The sequence below is a fragment of the Anaerolineales bacterium genome (assembly GCA_015075725.1).
GTDB lineage: Bacteria > Chloroflexota > Anaerolineae > Anaerolineales > Villigracilaceae > Villigracilis.
Genome location: JABTTV010000001.1, coordinates 4,524,642 through 4,540,258, shown reverse-complemented (window position 1 = coordinate 4,540,258; position 15,617 = coordinate 4,524,642). Strand labels below are relative to the sequence as shown.

Genomic DNA, 15,617 nt, shown 5'->3' with positions numbered 1-15,617 from the left:
CCCGCTGGCTGCCGCTTCGGGGAAGCCATTTCGCCTCTTTGGTGTTTTATTCTCAAAAGGAGCAAACATATGTCTGACAATCCCGCTGCCTCATCGTTTTATGAGCGCCCGAATGTTGAAAGATCAGTGATTCCGGTCGGTCCCGGCGTGCCGGTTGGCATGGAGGGTGTGTACAGCTCCCGGCTTGGGATCGGAGGCGCATATGGATCCTGGGGGGAGAGTTACAGCAACGCCTCCCTCCCGTCCTTTCTCGCAGAGCGGAATGGCAGTTCGTTCGAAGCGGATGATATTTTGAATCTGGCTGAACTTGGCTTTAATTATCGGCAGCATGTACCGAAGTTGACCGAAGCGGAAAGCCTTCAGCTGGAATTGGAAGTTGGTTCACGCTTGCTGAAAAAAACCCTGGAAGTCTGCGGATGGAAAGCGTCCGAGATCGAGGGAGTTTTGATCGGGATGACCGGTCCGATTTCCTTGGATTACATCCGGCAGATAAGCAAAATGGCCGGGATTCCGGAGGATGCGCTCAAAGTCTCCGTACATAAAGCATGCGACGGCTCGATGGGCGCCCTGCACCTGGCGCTGAACCCGAACCTTTCCCAAGCCGGGCAGTTAAACATTGCAGACCACCTGCGCGGAAAAAAGGTGCTTGTTGGCGGCATAGAGGGGTTGAGCCGGATTACTTGTAACACAACCGACAAGAACGCGCTGCAATTGTTCGGCAACGGCATGGGTGCGATCGGCGTCATTCCCGGCAGGACGATGCGCTTCCTCGTCGGCAAAAGCTATGAAACGTATGATGAAGAGGGATTGCTGGCTGTGAAGATGGAATACCCGCATCCCGGCTTGAAAGCGGACACCTCGTTATTGGATGTTACCCGCGACTCGGAGAACGGGATCCGCGTGGCTGGGCTGATGAACGAGCCCAAAAACGGCGAGGCGGTGGAAATGGCTGGCCTGATGGGCATGGTGAAGTTGTTCGTCCGCACGGGCGTGCAGGTGGTGGAGGATGTCTACCGGGAGTATCACTCGCTGATGGAGCGCATGGGCAATTCCGGCAAATCCATCTCGATGGGGATCGTCCATCATGCCAATTACAAGATCAATGCCCTCAAAGCCAAGCATCTCTCCAAATTGGGAATCGAATTCCCCATGCCCTGGCTGTTGAGCGATTTTGGCAACGTCAGCGCCGCTTCGAATATCATCGCCTTTCTGCGCAACCTGCCGAAGCTCAACCTGGGCGATCATGTCCTGTTCGATGGGTTTGGCGCCGGAACCTATTACGATGTGATGGCTGTCTCGATGGGTGAATAAGAACGATTATTAGACAACAGCCGCCTTTCGGGCGGCTGTTTTTTTTATTCCACAGTCACACTTTTTGCCAGGTTTCTCGGTTGGTCCACATCCAAACCGCGGATGGCGGCGATGTGATAGGCAAGCATCTGCAGCGGGAGCACGGTTGCCACGGGAGATAGCATCCAGGGCGCGTCGGGAATCCAAAGCACATGGTCTGCCATGCTTTTTACAAGCTCGTCGCCTTCGGTTGCGACCGCCACGACCATGCCCCCGCGCGCTTTCGCCTGTTGAATTTGCGAGATCATCTTTTCGTGCCAGGGATCCTTCGGCGCGATGCAAAGCACAGGCATTTCCTCGTCGATCAGGGCGATCGGACCGTGCTTCATCTCACCGGCAGGGTAACCCTCGGCGTGGATGTACGAGATCTCCTTGAGCTTCAACGCGCCTTCATAGGCGATTGGCATGTTGATACCCCTGCCAAGGTACAGGCAGCCTTTAATATCTTTGAGCGCCATGGCCACTTTTTCGATCTCGGGTTCGGTGTCGAGCACACGTCCCACGAGGTCGGGGACGAGGCGCAGGTCTGCGACGAGTTCCTTGCGCGTTTTCTCTTCGAGCATCCCGCGCATATCTGCGAGCAGGATGGCAAGCATGTACTGGTCGACCAGCGGGGCAGTGAACGCCTTGGTGGATGCCACGCCGATTTCCGGTCCGGTCTGCATCGAAATGTAACCGTCGGCAATGCGCATGGCTTGCGAGCCGATGGCATTGACGATGCTCCAGATGATGCCGCCTTTGCGGCGTCCCTCCTCCATGGCGGCAAGGGTGTCGGCCGTCTCGCCGGATTGCGAAATGGCGAGCACTACCGTGTTCTCGTCGATGATGGGATCGCTGTATCGGAACTCCGAGCCGATCACCACTTCCACTGGGACGCGGGCGATCTTCTCGATCAGGTATTTTCCAACCATGCCTGCGTAGGCGGCTGTGCCGCAGGCGGTGATGTAAATCCGCTGGATGCGCCTGGCAAGTTCCGGCGTCAGGTTCAGTTCCGGCAGGCGGATGCGCCCCTCTTTGAAATCCACACGTCCGGCGAGGGTATCGGTCAACGCGCGCACCTGTTCATGGATTTCCTTCTGCATGAAATGACGGTACTCGCCTTTCTCCGCCGAGACGGCGTCGAACGCAATCGTGTGGATCTCCGGCTTGACTTCCTCTCCGTCAAGTGTTTCGATACGTACGCTGTCTTTGGTCACCACCACCATCTGGCGCGACTCGAGAAAGATCATGCGCCGGGTATGCTCCAAAATGGCGGGTATGTCTGAGGCGAGAAAGTTCTCGGCTTCGCCCAAGCCTACCACGACGCCCCCCGCGTTCCCGATGCGGGCGGCGATGATCTTGTCCGGCTCGTCCGTTGAAAGCAGCAGGATCACATTTGCGCCTTCGATCTGCTTGAAGGTGCGCCGCGCCGCCTCCTCGAACGAATAACCGGCCGACCTGTGATAATCGGCGAGATGCACGATCGTCTCAGTATCGGTTTCCGAATGAAAGGTCACGCCCTCGGAACCGAGGTCGTCCTTCAGCTCCAGGAAGTTTTCCACGATGCCGTTATGCACCACGACCATCCTGCCGCTGTTGCTGATATGCGGATGCGCGTTCCGGGCGGAGGGAGCGCCGTGAGTCGCCCAGCGGGTGTGTCCTATTCCCGGAGCGCCGTTAAGCGGCGATTTGCTCACCAGGTCTACCAGTTGCTGTAATTTACCCGCATCCCTGCGGATGTCGATCTGATTGTCATTGATCACGGCAATGCCTGCAGAGTCATAGCCGCGGTACTCAAGCCGTTTCAATCCGTTTAAAATGATCGGTGTCGCTTCACGCGGACCGATATAACCTACGATTCCACACATGGTAGGGGATCCTCCAATTTTGGTGTTTTGTGGACCGACGAACCGGCGCTTCATTCATTGGACAGTATGCCGGTTGCGCAGTCTCGAATTTTTGCCGCGCCCTGGGTTTTGTACCGCGGTTGCCCGCAGGGTTTGTCCTCAGGGATTCATCTGGAGGGAAAGATGGGCGGGTCGTGGCAGACCCGGAAGGCTTCCGCTGATCTCTCGATTTTTCCAATTTGCTGATCTCGATATGGACTTTCACCCTACGAGACCGGCAAGTTGGTTAACTCCATTTCGCAATGGAGAACCTTCATCCTCGTCAACCCCGCGATCTGCGGGGTCCATGCGCTGTCTTTCCCATTTGTATGTGTCTCTTACGCTCCTTTCGTGATCGGAGTCAAAATTATACCGTAAAAACAACCGCCAACATTTCGGATGGCGGTTGTTTTTTTATTTTTCTCGAACGACGTCTAGCAGTCTGTACAGATTGGTGTAAAGGTAGGCGTTGGCGTCCTCGTCGGCGTCGGGGTGACGACCGTCGGCGTTGGCGAGAGCGTCGGCGTCCTTGTGGGTGTCCTGGTCGGTGTATTGGATGGCGTCGGCGAGAGGGTGCGCGTCGGCGTGTTGGATGGAGTCGGCGAAACGGTTCGCGTCGGCGTTCTCGATGGCGTGAAGGTGATGGTCGGCGTGAGGGTGATGGTCGGCGTGCGCGTGATGGTCGGCGTACGCGTGATGGTTGGCGTGCGCGTGATGGTCGGTGTGCGCGTCGGTGTGAATGTTTGAGTCGGAGTCGGGGTATAGTTATTGATGCTGCTGGTAACCGTACAGGTTCCCCAACTCGGGAAATCGAATGTCAGGCTGACCGTCCATGCGCCGGACCAGGTCGAACTGTTGGAATCCGCATCCCAGGTGGCTCGGGTGCCGTTGCCGCTCAAGGGCAATGTGCCGGAAGGTGCGCTCGTATTCTGCGGCGATTGGGTGATTCCCGCTCCGCTGGTGCCGCTTGGGTTATAGTACTCGTCACCGTCGAATATCGTTCTGTCCATGTATTTTCCGCCGCCGAGAGGCGAGGGCACCCAGGTGAGCGTCGAACTGATCAGATAAGCGGTTGCCACGTTATCATTTCGGACGCGCGCCTCGAAGCTATCCCCATTGAAGCGCGTGCGGTCGATCAGGATCAGGCTGCAGGAGGGGAGCGGCGTGTTCGTCGGCGTGGGCGTATGGCTGGGAGTGCGCGTTATGGTGGGCGTGCGAGTGATGGTTGGAGTACGTGTAATGGTCGGCGTACGCGATGGGGTATTCGTTGGCGTATTCGTCGGCGTAAATGTGTTGGTAGGAGTGTGGGAGGGCGTCATTGTTGCTGTCGGCGAGTAATACACGAATCCGCCGCCGCTGCCGCCCGGGTTTGGTGGGGGGAAGTTTACGATCTGAGCGGTCTCAAAGGTTTCATTCCGCCCCACACGATAGGATGCGAGGTGGACCATATCGGGCTGGATTCCGAACAGAGGCAGGACGATGAAGGTGAAGTTGTAGTCCGCGGCGACGACGACCAGGTCGCCGGGGTCGCCCGCGCTTCCATCCGCTCCGCCGCCAAGTTCGGTGCATTCGGCGTATTTGGTCAAACTTCCCATTTGCGGGCGTGTAAAGTACAAACCGATCGGGTCGCTAGCTGAATCATCCTCGGGTCCCGCGCAAACAGTGATGTTGAGATATTCGTGAGCTGTTTGAGCCGCAGCTTGATCGGTCCGAAAACCCAAAATGACCCGCAAGGTTTCGTCTATGATGGACGGCAGGCGGGCATCTTTAATTTCTGCGGCTTTGTTATCCTCTGCGCAGGGGGTGTCATCCGAACAGTGGGCAAGGTTGTAGGAACCCGCTGTGGCAAAACGGATGCCAAAGCGTGTCGAGTTCTCGATGATCAGCCAGGCATAGAACAAACGCCCAAACTCGATCAAACCCACCAGGACCAGCAAAAGAATGGGAATGATCAGAGCGAACTCCACCATGGCTTGCGCCCTTTTCGGGCGCGGTATTTTATGTAAGCCTGCTCGGATCATAAGAATAACTCCATGAATTCAACAAAATAAGCGACCATTATTCGGAAATTTTTGTGGCAATGTTCTGCGCGATGATCTCGAAGATATTGCGGAGGGTGACGTTGTTTGGCGCAAAAAAATACTCGCCGTGGTTGATCTCAGAATTCAGAGAATCGCCGGCATCCCGGGCAATGTATTGGAGGAGAAATTCCGCTTCTCCCTGCGACGTGTCTCCATTCGCGACCAAGGTCTGGACATTTTCACCCAGACCGATCGTATAGATTGTAACGCCGTTTCCGCTTTTCATGGCTGCGAGGTTGTCTGCCATATCACGGGCGTAATCTACCGCATCATATTCGGAAATGTCCATCTCTTCACCGCTTATGGGATTTGTATAAGTCACCAGCGGGTCGGATGCGCTTCTTCCATTGTCAGGATCGGGGTAGGCATCGCGGCACAGTTTTGGTTTCGGGTCCGGCATGAGGAAGAATAACCAGGTATTTTGCGGGCAGTATCCGTAGGGATAATCGTCTTCATCAGCTTCGCTGGGAGTGCTTGCGTTCGCAGGGCCGCTCGCAAGGAGCACGGTTACCCATAGTGAATCAGACCGTGAATAATCCGGATTTCCGCTTCCTGAAAATGCCTCTTGCGCCAAAGCCAGCATACCGCCAATATTACTCGATGGACATGAAGATGGGTCAGCCGTTGCCCTGACGCCCGGGTCGGGGTCGCCGATCGCGCTTTCATAGATTTCACAATAAGGCTTGTTGAATGTACCGCTTATATACTGTAGACATTCGCCAGGAAAGTTTGACCCGTCGCAAACGCGGGGCTGGAACACCTTCAGGTTATCGATATTATAAAGAATGGTATTCTGGTCGAATGTAAGGGGCAGCACCTCTGTGGGATCGCGATCGACGGCATCGGTCGGTCCCGACGCCTGTTCTGTCATGGTGATGACCGCGACGCGGTCGTAACCAAAGTAGATCAGGGAATCCACAAAATCCAAAGCCACGTCTTTTACAGCGCGCATGGGCTGGCAGTTATCGGCATCATTACAAACGATCGGGTCGTCGCCCGGGTTGGATTGATTGGGCGCGCCGCTGGTTTCATATGCCATCGAGCCGGACGTGTCGATCAATAAGACCAGATCGATGGTCGCCGCTTCGCCGATGGAGGCAACAGTGAGTTCCGCGCTGTTGATGCCGATTACGCGCAGGAAGGCAAATCCGACATCCGCTTTGGAGGTCACTTCCACAAGTTTTCTGTTCTCGATGGGATTGTCGACCGGGTCGGGATTGCATAGGTCCGGGCGGTCTTCGCCGGTTTCATCGCAGGTGTGGACCTCGATGTCCTTTACATTATTAGCCTGATTGATCTGGAGGAAACTGCGCGCGGCATTTTCCATTGCTGTCAGGTTGAGCACACCCGTATCTGGATCTGGACGAAATTCCTGGGCGGCGGCGACTGCCGCGGAATCGACACTTCGTTTTAATTTTCCATACTCGATCAAAAGCAAGCCTGTATCCGTTACCAGGCCCACCATGGCTATCAGCCCGATAAACGCGGCAGCGACCAATACGATCGCCTGCCCGCGTTCTGATTTTTTCGCCTGGGTCTTCCCGATAAGTCTTTTCATATTCCCTTTCAAACTATGGAGAGGCTTGGTCCAATGGCTTTGCATAAATGGTCGGCATGACGGCTGAAACATACAGCATGGACGGGTCTTCCGGAGAGAAGAATGGTCGTGTCCACGGCAGGTTTAGGGTGCCCTCATAGCCGTAATAGATCTCGATGATTAACAATCCCGAATCGGAGGGTTCGGCGTCGTTCGCGGTCAGGAAGTCTCCGATGCTTGAGTCGGGGTAAAGGGTTGGGGGATCGGTGTCATCGAAGTGTTTGTAATATTCACCGGTAAAAAACCGTTCGATCGCCACGATCGAATCGGGGTCTGTGGTTTCATCCACCTCCACCCCGATCAGGGAGATAAGGATATTGTCCCGGTCAGGTTCGAGTACGATCTGCCTCGAATCCGGGTCGCCTGCGGGCGCGAGCAGGTCGATCGCATATTCCGCGGCGCTTACGTAGAAGGTCGGGTCGACATCCCCGTTTGCATCGAACGGGTTGATCGTGCTGTAACGACGCGCTGTGGACCGCACAGAATCCTGGACCGACAGGTAGGTATTCAGCATGAAGCCGAACTCGACCATCCCCGTGAAAAGGAGGATGAGCAGGGGCAGGGTAATTGCAAATTCCACCAGGCTCTGCGCTTTGGTGGCTTGCTTCCCATCCCTGGAGCGGGATTTCTGGGTTTGATGATATCGAAGCATTACCGATTACTCCAGCTCAACCTTGAAAAATGCGGACTCCTCTTCCGTAATGAAGCGATCTATCGAATTTGAAGGCTTGGGGGATGTTATGGATCGCCTGCGTTGGACTTTTTACAATTATATATCAGTTCCCACCCCCAAACAATATGCAAGAAAACTGTAATACTTTCATTTCTGTAAGTGCTTATTGGAAATGAGGGGAAACCCTATGGCACATTACTCCTATTTGATAAGGATAACCTCTGGCATACTGAGAGTATCCCAATTATCCTCCGCCTTGTATTGGATCTCGATATTGTCCGTGCTATTAACCTCGATGTAAAAAGCGATCATCTGGCTGTGATACGCGGCGCCTCTGATCGCGTCCATGCCATTGATTCGCAGGGTGCCGTGCGGGGCAAAGATGGTGCCGCGCGTTTTCGAATAGTCGCTCCCGTTGAGGTTGATCGTGCCCCAGTTGCCGCCGGGCATGTAGATCAGCAGTCCGGCAGCCCTGCCTGTCTTGGGCGCGCTCAGGTCGTATTCCGCATAGCCGCTGAAACGGACGTTTCCATCTTCCATCACGAATACCACATTCTTGCCTTCGAGGAACTGACCCTCTTTGATGATGAAATCATCCTGAAGGCAGTACACGCCCGGCTCCAGGTATTTAATTCCATCGGGCGGGAAAATCCCGTCTTCATAATTCCCCGAGGAGATCGTTTCGCTCTCGAAATCCGGCGTTGCGATCTTCGACCCGCACCCGACCTGCGGAAGCTTATACGGCGGCGGGTAGGGGATCGGCGCCTTGCCTTCGTCGACGGGATAGGGCGTGATCAATTTGGGTTTTTGGATGCTCGCGCCCCCCACCACGGTGATGCGGTTCGCATCGCGGATGCGGATGCTGCCGCTCCCGTAGGACATTAACGCGCAGTCCTTGTTATCCGAGTTGACGAAGATCCCGCCTCCGTACAAATTGATGGTGGCTTCGCTGTGGATGGAAAAAGCGCGGTGATGCTCGCACTGGGATTCCGGCGCAAGGCTTACGAGTGCGTATCCCGGGAACATATTGCCCAGTTCCGAGGGTTTCGATCGTGAGACGACATGAGCCACGCTCGTAATGGTGGGGATTCCAATGACGACGCCGAAATATGTTCGCAGGTGCGAGGTGAGGATCACTTCGATGTATTCCGAGTCTCCTGCATACGGTCCGGAAAGAGGCGGCGTGTTCAACTCGACGGTACTATTGACCCCGTCATTGTCGTATCCGTTTGCCGCCGCTGTGGCGAGGGCGGCGGCGCGCCAGTTCCCGCCCTCGATTCTTGTCAGCGCAGCGGTCAATGCTGCGGCTGAGGCTGCCGTATCCGCGCGGCGGCTGTCGATGAAGGCATTCGTCCCATCGATGGCAAGGGCGGCGGCGCCGATCAATCCGATGATCGTAAAGACGATCAGGATCATTGCCTGGCCCGACTCGTATAACTTTCTTCTGCGGATATTTTTAAAGGATATTATTTGCATGGCGGTTGAAGAATTACGTTTGAAGCGGCGGCTCTGATGCGGATCGTATCCGCGCCGACGATGTCGCCCGTGAACGGCATCAGGATCGGATAGAAATAAGTTACCCGGACCTGGATGTAGTTCGCGGTTCCTTTTGTCACGCCTTCACAGGCTCTCCCCTTGACGATGATTTCCACATCGACTTTTTCCTCATCCCTGAGGTCAACCGGGGACGAAAAGACTTCCTCATCCTCGCCCCGCGGAAGGATATATCGGGCGCGGTTTTCGATCTCCGCCTTGTTGCCCGGATTGAAGGAGGCGTATAACGCCCCTTCCTGTGCCGCATCCCTGACGATGGAGTAGGAGAATAAAGCCAATCCGAAATCGAACGACGCGAGCATGATGAGGAGTATCACCGGCAGGCTGATCGCCAGCTCGACCAGGCTTTGACCTTTTTCACGGGAATCGTTTTTTTCCATGATCAATTACTCGAATCGACCGGGTAGTTCACGCAGCCCGGGTTGCCGATTGTGATGATAATTCTTTCGGTCCCGTCGCGGAAGTTGTAATTCTGGTCGAAATGAAACTCGATGGCGGATCCGCCCGGGGGAATGGCTGGATAATATGCCGGGATGAATGTGCTCGGTGTGAACAGGTCGCCGGTCCAGGCTTGATCGGCCAGGATGACCCGGTTCAGCCGCAGGGAGGGGGTGCCGCCCGTATCGTGATTCCATTCCACGTAGACCGAGGCGGTGCTGAGCGTGTGTCCTGTGTTGTTGAATATTTCCATGGACATGACGTTATCATCGAATTCGAGAGGACCGTGACTGACGCCCTGTTCCCCGGTGCAATTGATTGCGGTTGAAGTCCGGGTGGGGACTTTGCTCGGGTTGGGTGTGATCGAGGGAGTGAACGTCAATGTCGGGGGCAATGTGTTCGTTGGCGTGCGCGGGAATAAGGTGCGGTAGGCTTCAAAAGTTAAATTGAAGGTGGGCACCGGGGTCGGCGGTTCTGTGGATGTGGCATTGACGAGAGGCGTTCTCGTCGGCACTTTGGAAGGAGTCGCAGTCTCTGCGGCAAAACCGGTTGGGAACGCGGATCCGAAAATCGGAACCGAGATCAAAAAAGTGCGCGCGTTTGCAGATACCACATGGAGCGGCTCGATGTTTCCAAGCGTCAGGATCGGCTCGTAGGATGCCGAGACTTGCACGATGATTCGATCTCCATTCCGAATGACATTGTCTTCGATCGGGCAGGTGTCCGCATCCGGGCTGGGATCGATTTCGAGGATCGGGATCTGTTCGCCATCCGCTGTCACGCCCCGGTCGTATGTAATATTGATATCGTCGAAGTCTGTCAGGATCGCGGAGCGGTTTGCCACATAGCGAATCCCGTCACAATCCTGGTAGTAGGTGACGCCCAAATTCGGTTCGCCGCTCCCGGCGCCGTAACGCGCTGCCTGCCGCGAAGCGTTCGCCACCGAGGCAACGATGAAGATCAGGCGCGATAACTCGATGATGCCGTATACCAGGATTATCAAAACCGGTAGCGCGACCATGAACTCCACCAGCGCCTGAGCACGCCAAGGTTTCCTGAATTTGGGTGATGGAAAAAAATTTGGAGTCATTATCTCAACTTGCCATTAACCGTGCAGGATCGCCTTAAGAACATCGGGAAAATAAACTATGATTCCGGCGCCGATGATGAAATAAGGTCCGAATGGAATGAACATCATCAAGGCATTCTCGTTGTATCGCCTCATGACCATCAAGCCGACGATCAGGAGGAGACTGACGACTCCGCCCAGCAGGATGCTAAGAAAGATCATCACCAAAGTCAGGGTTGGTCCGCCAACAAGCAGCCCGAGAATGGTAACGAGAATGACGTCTCCCTGCCCAAGCGCTTCTTCATCATCCGCTTCCAGGCCCTTAGCCTGCATGCGTCTTGCGCGGAGTTTTGAAAATAGTACCCCGAAAAGATAAAAACCCAGCATGACGATCAGACCGGTCACCCCGCCCCAAAGCGTGTTCTCAAGCCCGCGCGAAACGAAGCCAAGAGTCAGCGCGAGCGCGGCGCCGGCGATGCTCGTTGGGTGGAGGATGAGTTTATGTTCCATGTCGATCGTAAACACGAGCCCAAAATAGATCAACAGGATCATCCCAGCCCAATAGCCAATTTTCAATGGGGGATGGGCGTACATGTAGAGGCTCATTCCAACCATTGCGGCCTGAACCAGCCAGACCCGAATGGATCGGATGTGCCCATTCGGGCATTTTTGAAAAAACAAATAATCCCTCATCGTGAAGGATGCGCCGCAATGCAAACAGGCGGGCAGGCTCAGCCGACGGGTCACCGGCAGCACATCAGATATATAGTTCACGATCCAGCCTGCGATCCATCCTGCCAACAGGGGAACGATCCATTCAAAAAACATGAAATCATTATAATTCCAAATTTTCATGCATGGAGGAAGACGGGATTGTGTAAGCGGAATGCAATGTAATTGGCGGATTATGTAAAACCCCATTACAATTTTGTCAGACAGGAGATGTTCAAATGGAAGAATTTATTATCGAAGGCGGCGTCCCCTTGAACGGTGAAATTACGCCTTCGGGCAACAAGAATGCGGCTCTGCCTTTGCTCGCTGCATGCTTGTTGACCGACGAGCCGGTCATCCTGCGTAACGTTCCTCAGATTCGGGATGTGTTCGCCATGCGCAGATTGGTCGAAAGCCTTGGGGCGGTCGTTGAAGATCTGGATCTTCATACGTGGCGGATCACAACAAGGGAATTGACCGCCTCACACTTGGACCCGGATCTTTGCCGCCGCATCCGGGCTTCCATCCTCATTGCGGGTCCGGTCCTTGCGCGCGCCGGCGCATTGAAACTCCCGCCCCCCGGTGGCGACGTCATCGGGCGCCGTCGACTCGACACGCATATTCTGGCATTGCGCGCGCTCGGTGCGGAGATTGCGTACGATCGGGTCTTCGATATAAAAGCATCAGGTCTGCATGGAGCGGATATTCTTCTGGATGAAGCCAGCGTCACAGCGACGGAAAATGCCATTATGGCGGCTGTCCTGGCAGAAGGCATTACTCATATCCGCAATGCTGCATCCGAACCTCATGTGCAGGAGTTGTGCAACTTCCTCAATAAGCTTGGGGCAAAGATCGAGGGCATCGGTTCGAACGCGCTGACGATTACTGGTGTATCGAGTTTAAAGGGCGGGGAATTCACCATCGGTTCTGATTTGCTCGAAGTTGTGAGTTATGTTGGGGCGGCAGTGGTCACCGGGGGAACGGTGCGAATCAATAACGCTGGCGTGCAGCATCTTGAAATGGTGGCGCAGGTCTTCCGCAGGCTCGGTGTCCATTGGACCGTGGATGGCGATGATATCCTCGTCCCGTCGAACCAGAGCTTGTCAGTCCTCTCCGACCTCGATGGCGCTGTTCCCGAAATTAAAACGAACGTGTGGCCCGCTTTTCCGACCGATCTGACAAGTATTGCGATTACGGTTGCAACCCAGGCAACCGGATCGGTGCTCTTCCATGATTGGATGTTTTCAGGTCGGATGTATTTCACCGACAAGTTGGTCGGCATGGGCGCTCGCATCATCCTCTGCGATCCATATCGATGCCTTGTTCAGGGTCCAACACCACTCTATAGCGAAAAGTTGGAAAGTCCCGACATCCGCGCTGGAATGGCGTTATTGCTTGCGGCATTGGCAGCGAAGGGGACCTCGAAGATCAGAAATATCGTCCAGATAGAAAGAGGATATGAAAAGGTGGACGAGAAATTAAAAGCGCTCGGTGCAAGGATCAGTCGGGATAGGGAATAAAAAAATGCCGCGATTTATTTCGCGGCATTTTTTTATAACGCATCATTATTTGACGATAATTACCGTCTCCCTGATTTTCACCACGAACAGGTGATTGTCTCCAACTCTGTTGACAAATGTGCCAACAGCGGTGGTCTCGTCTCCGTCTGCGTGTTGGATCCATGCCCATGCCCAATACTCGCCCTTGGGCATGGAAACGGTCAGTTTCTCGTTCTTCTTAAGAATATAGGTTTCTGCCCCGCACTGCCCAAAGAGGTTCGTCCTAAGGTTCAGTGAAAGGGACACATTTCCGCCGGTTTCGTTCTCGAACCGGACATTGGAAGTGGGACCTGCCTCGCCTCGGTTGATCGGGTGCAGGCAGTTATCTTCACCTCCGCTGCTCGCCGCTGCTTGCGTGGCTGTGGGCAGAAGGGCGAAATCAGGAGTGGGGCTTGGAAGTTGTGTGAAGGTCGGGAGCGGAGTTGGCGAAGGTATATCCGTGGGTGGCAGGGGTGTGTTCGTAGGAACCGCGGCCTGGGTCTGGGCTACCATCGTTAATGCGGCTGAAATTGCAGTGCCCTGAACCTGTTCCGGCGAAAGCGCCGGTGCTTCCGGTTGGCCGCCGCACGCCGAAACGAACACGGCAAGCAGAACCAGGATTGGAATTATCTTTTTGATCATGTTTACTATCTCTCCATTTTTATAATTCGATGAATAGAAATCAATCTTTCTTTACATTAATTCTATTCTTGTAAAACGTGATTGTGACAAAGCCGCCTTTATCCATCTTGAAACCTCCATCGAACTGCCTGCCGCCCACCCAGGCAACATAGGTGTAATTGCCTGCGGGAGCCTCTGTCGAGAAGATCTTCTTGACCGGATATTCGAGAATGGTGACATATCCTTCTTTTGTCACACAGCGGAGTGAGATATACACATCCGCATCGGCTTTGTTGACGAATTGCACAACTCCATACGGCAGGAAGGGAGGCAGGGTTCCCGAGTAACCGGATTGAGGGGTTGACGGGTTGTTCGCAACAGGAGTTTCTGATGCGGCGGGTGCTCCTTCTGAGACGATCGCCGATGATGGCGTGCCTGCCGCGGGGGTTCCTGCCAAAAGGGTGGCTGTGAGGGTTAATAATACCGGATTAACTGTTTCGGTCGGAGTTGGTTGCGTTGGTGTCGGCCCGGTCGTCAGAATGATCGGCGTTTCACTTGGCAGGGGCGACGGAGTGGGCAGCGCCTGTAATGTCTGCTCGGATAAAACGGCGGCAGTGAGGCGCAGGTCTTCTTCTGAAACCGGGGCGGATTCGCGTTGCGTTTGAGGAAGCGCGGGAAAGCATGCGCTCACGACGAAACCCAAGGCGAGGGTGAGAAGAATCTCCTTTTTCATCCCGACTCCGGGGACCAGCTACACCTGTTGACCTGCTACTTCCATGAACTGCGTGACCACATCCCTCAACATCCGTTCAGGCAAAGCGCCAACCTGTCGATGCACCACCTTGCCATTAAAGACGAACAACAGGGTCGGGATGCCCTGGATTCCAAATTTTTGCATCCATTGGGCATGGTCATCTGTGTTCACTTTCGCGATCAACAACTTCCCATCCAATTCCTTGGCAAGTTTATCAAGGGTTGGGGCGATCATTTTGCACGGGTTGCACCATGGCGCCCAAAAATCCACGATCACCGGGATTGCGGACTGCATGACCACTTTCTCGAACTCTTCATCTGTTATGTGTTGTGGTTCTCCAGGCATTCTTATTCCTTCATTGTCGATTTCTTACATAAACGGCGTATTTAGCCAAAAAAGTATAACATAGAATCCCTGATATAATCGCCGCCCATGAGCGTTTTCTCACGATGGAAGGATGGGCTTTCCCGAACAAGCAAAGCCGCCTTCGGACAGATTGCAGCGATCATCGGTGCATCTGAGATCACCGATGAAACCTGGGATGATTTGGAAGTTATGCTTATCCAGGCGGACATGGGGATCGAAACAGCTTCGTCTGTAATGGAAGAGCTCAAACGCCTCGCTCGAGCCGGGGGCTGGATTCGCTCCGATCAACTTTTGTTTGCGCTGAAAAGTGAATTACGCAGCCGCCTTATCCCACCGCCGGAATTCCATTTTGATGCTCCGCCGGTTGTGATCCTGGTTGTTGGTGTTAATGGATCGGGAAAGACAACGACAATCGCAAAGCTTTCATCGTTTTTCGGCATTTCAGGAAAAAAAGTCCTGCTCGGCGCGGCGGATACCTTCCGTGCCGCGGCTGTGGATCAACTTCAGGTTTGGGGAGAAAGGTTGAATGTCGAAGTGATCGAAGGCGCTCCCGAAAGCGATCCGGGCGCGGTGGCGTTCAACGCTGTCCAGGCTGGTGTTGCCCGCGGCGTCGATATTATCTTGATCGATACTGCCGGGCGTCTGCATACCCGGTTTAATTTGATGGAAGAACTGAAAAAGGTGTATCGCGTTGTCGGCAAGGCTCTGACCGGCGCGCCGCATCATGTTTGGCTGGTGCTCGATGCCACCACCGGACAGAATGCGCTCCAGCAGGCCCGTTCTTTCAAAGATGCTGTTAACGTCACCGGAGTGATATTGACGAAATTGGATTCTTCTGCAAAAGGCGGCATGGCTTTTGCGATTCAGAGGGAATTGAACCTGCCCATCCTTTTTGCAGGCCTGGGTGAAAAAGCGGAGGATCTTACGCCTTTCGACCCCGACGCCTTTGTGGATGGAATTCTTGCGTTACCCCAGGAGTAAACATGCAAGACTTGCTTCA

13 protein-coding genes and 1 pseudogene are annotated in these 15,617 nt (G+C 54.5%); 3 read left to right on the top strand and 11 right to left on the bottom strand.

Annotation, left to right across the window (positions count from 1 at the left end; all coding sequences use genetic code 11):
- Nucleotides 1-69: 69 nt before the first annotated feature.
- Complete coding sequence (locus tag HS100_21775) at nt 70-1,311, top strand: hypothetical protein (GenBank protein MBE7436560.1); 1,242 nt, start codon at nt 70-72, stop codon at nt 1,309-1,311.
- A gap of 44 nt (nt 1,312-1,355) precedes the next feature.
- Here HS100_21775 and glmS read toward each other — a convergent pair whose 3' ends face one another.
- The 8 genes and pseudogenes from glmS to HS100_21735 form a co-directional block, all read right to left on the bottom strand.
- Nucleotides 1,356-3,197, bottom strand: coding sequence for a glutamine--fructose-6-phosphate transaminase (isomerizing) (gene glmS / locus HS100_21770; GenBank protein MBE7436559.1), 1,842 nt, complete (start codon nt 3,195-3,197; stop codon nt 1,356-1,358).
- 1,895 nt (nt 3,198-5,092) lie between these two features.
- Nucleotides 5,093-5,236 (bottom strand): annotated as a pseudogene (locus HS100_21765) (pilus assembly protein).
- 37 nt (nt 5,237-5,273) lie between these two features.
- Nucleotides 5,274-6,854, bottom strand: a complete 1,581-nt coding sequence (locus HS100_21760; protein ID MBE7436558.1) for a VWA domain-containing protein — start codon at nt 6,852-6,854, stop codon at nt 5,274-5,276.
- A 13-nt stretch (nt 6,855-6,867) separates the two neighbouring features.
- Entirely contained in the window at nt 6,868-7,545 is a 678-nt protein-coding gene (locus tag HS100_21755; protein MBE7436557.1) for a pilus assembly protein, read from the bottom strand.
- Nucleotides 7,546-7,767: 222 nt separating this feature from the next.
- Nucleotides 7,768-9,042, bottom strand: a complete 1,275-nt coding sequence (locus HS100_21750; protein MBE7436556.1) for a hypothetical protein — start codon at nt 9,040-9,042, stop codon at nt 7,768-7,770.
- The gene (locus tag HS100_21745; protein MBE7436555.1) at nt 9,033-9,500 is read right to left on the bottom strand and encodes a pilus assembly protein; all 468 of its coding nucleotides are present in this window, start codon (nt 9,498-9,500) and stop codon (nt 9,033-9,035) included. Before HS100_21745 ends, HS100_21750 begins: the two co-directional genes overlap by 10 nt.
- A 2-nt stretch (nt 9,501-9,502) precedes the next feature.
- The gene (locus HS100_21740; protein ID MBE7436554.1) at nt 9,503-10,648 is read right to left on the bottom strand and encodes a pilus assembly protein; all 1,146 of its coding nucleotides are present in this window, start codon (nt 10,646-10,648) and stop codon (nt 9,503-9,505) included.
- Between the two features lie 15 nt (nt 10,649-10,663).
- Nucleotides 10,664-11,455, bottom strand: coding sequence for a prepilin peptidase (locus HS100_21735; GenBank protein ID MBE7436553.1), 792 nt, complete (start codon nt 11,453-11,455; stop codon nt 10,664-10,666).
- A gap of 122 nt (nt 11,456-11,577) precedes the next feature.
- On the opposite strand from HS100_21735, the gene murA reads away from it, so the two are divergent.
- Entirely contained in the window at nt 11,578-12,858 is a 1,281-nt protein-coding gene (gene murA / locus HS100_21730) for a UDP-N-acetylglucosamine 1-carboxyvinyltransferase (GenBank protein MBE7436552.1), read from the top strand.
- A gap of 45 nt (nt 12,859-12,903) precedes the next feature.
- On the opposite strand, the gene HS100_21725 is transcribed toward murA, so the two are convergent.
- The 3 genes from HS100_21725 to trxA are packed head-to-tail and all read right to left on the bottom strand — an operon-like array spanning nt 12,904 to nt 14,596.
- Nucleotides 12,904-13,518, bottom strand: coding sequence for a hypothetical protein (locus tag HS100_21725; GenBank protein MBE7436551.1), 615 nt, complete (start codon nt 13,516-13,518; stop codon nt 12,904-12,906).
- Between the two features lie 40 nt (nt 13,519-13,558).
- A complete protein-coding gene (locus HS100_21720; GenBank protein ID MBE7436550.1) occupies nt 13,559-14,230 on the bottom strand; it encodes a hypothetical protein in 672 nt (223 codons plus the stop codon).
- Between the two features lie 18 nt (nt 14,231-14,248).
- Entirely contained in the window at nt 14,249-14,596 is a 348-nt protein-coding gene (trxA, locus tag HS100_21715; GenBank protein ID MBE7436549.1) for a thioredoxin, read from the bottom strand.
- Between the two features lie 87 nt (nt 14,597-14,683).
- Between trxA and ftsY the strand changes: the two genes are divergently transcribed.
- A complete protein-coding gene (gene ftsY, locus HS100_21710; protein MBE7436548.1) occupies nt 14,684-15,598 on the top strand; it encodes a signal recognition particle-docking protein FtsY in 915 nt (304 codons plus the stop codon).
- Nucleotides 15,599-15,617: the final 19 nt, after the last annotated feature.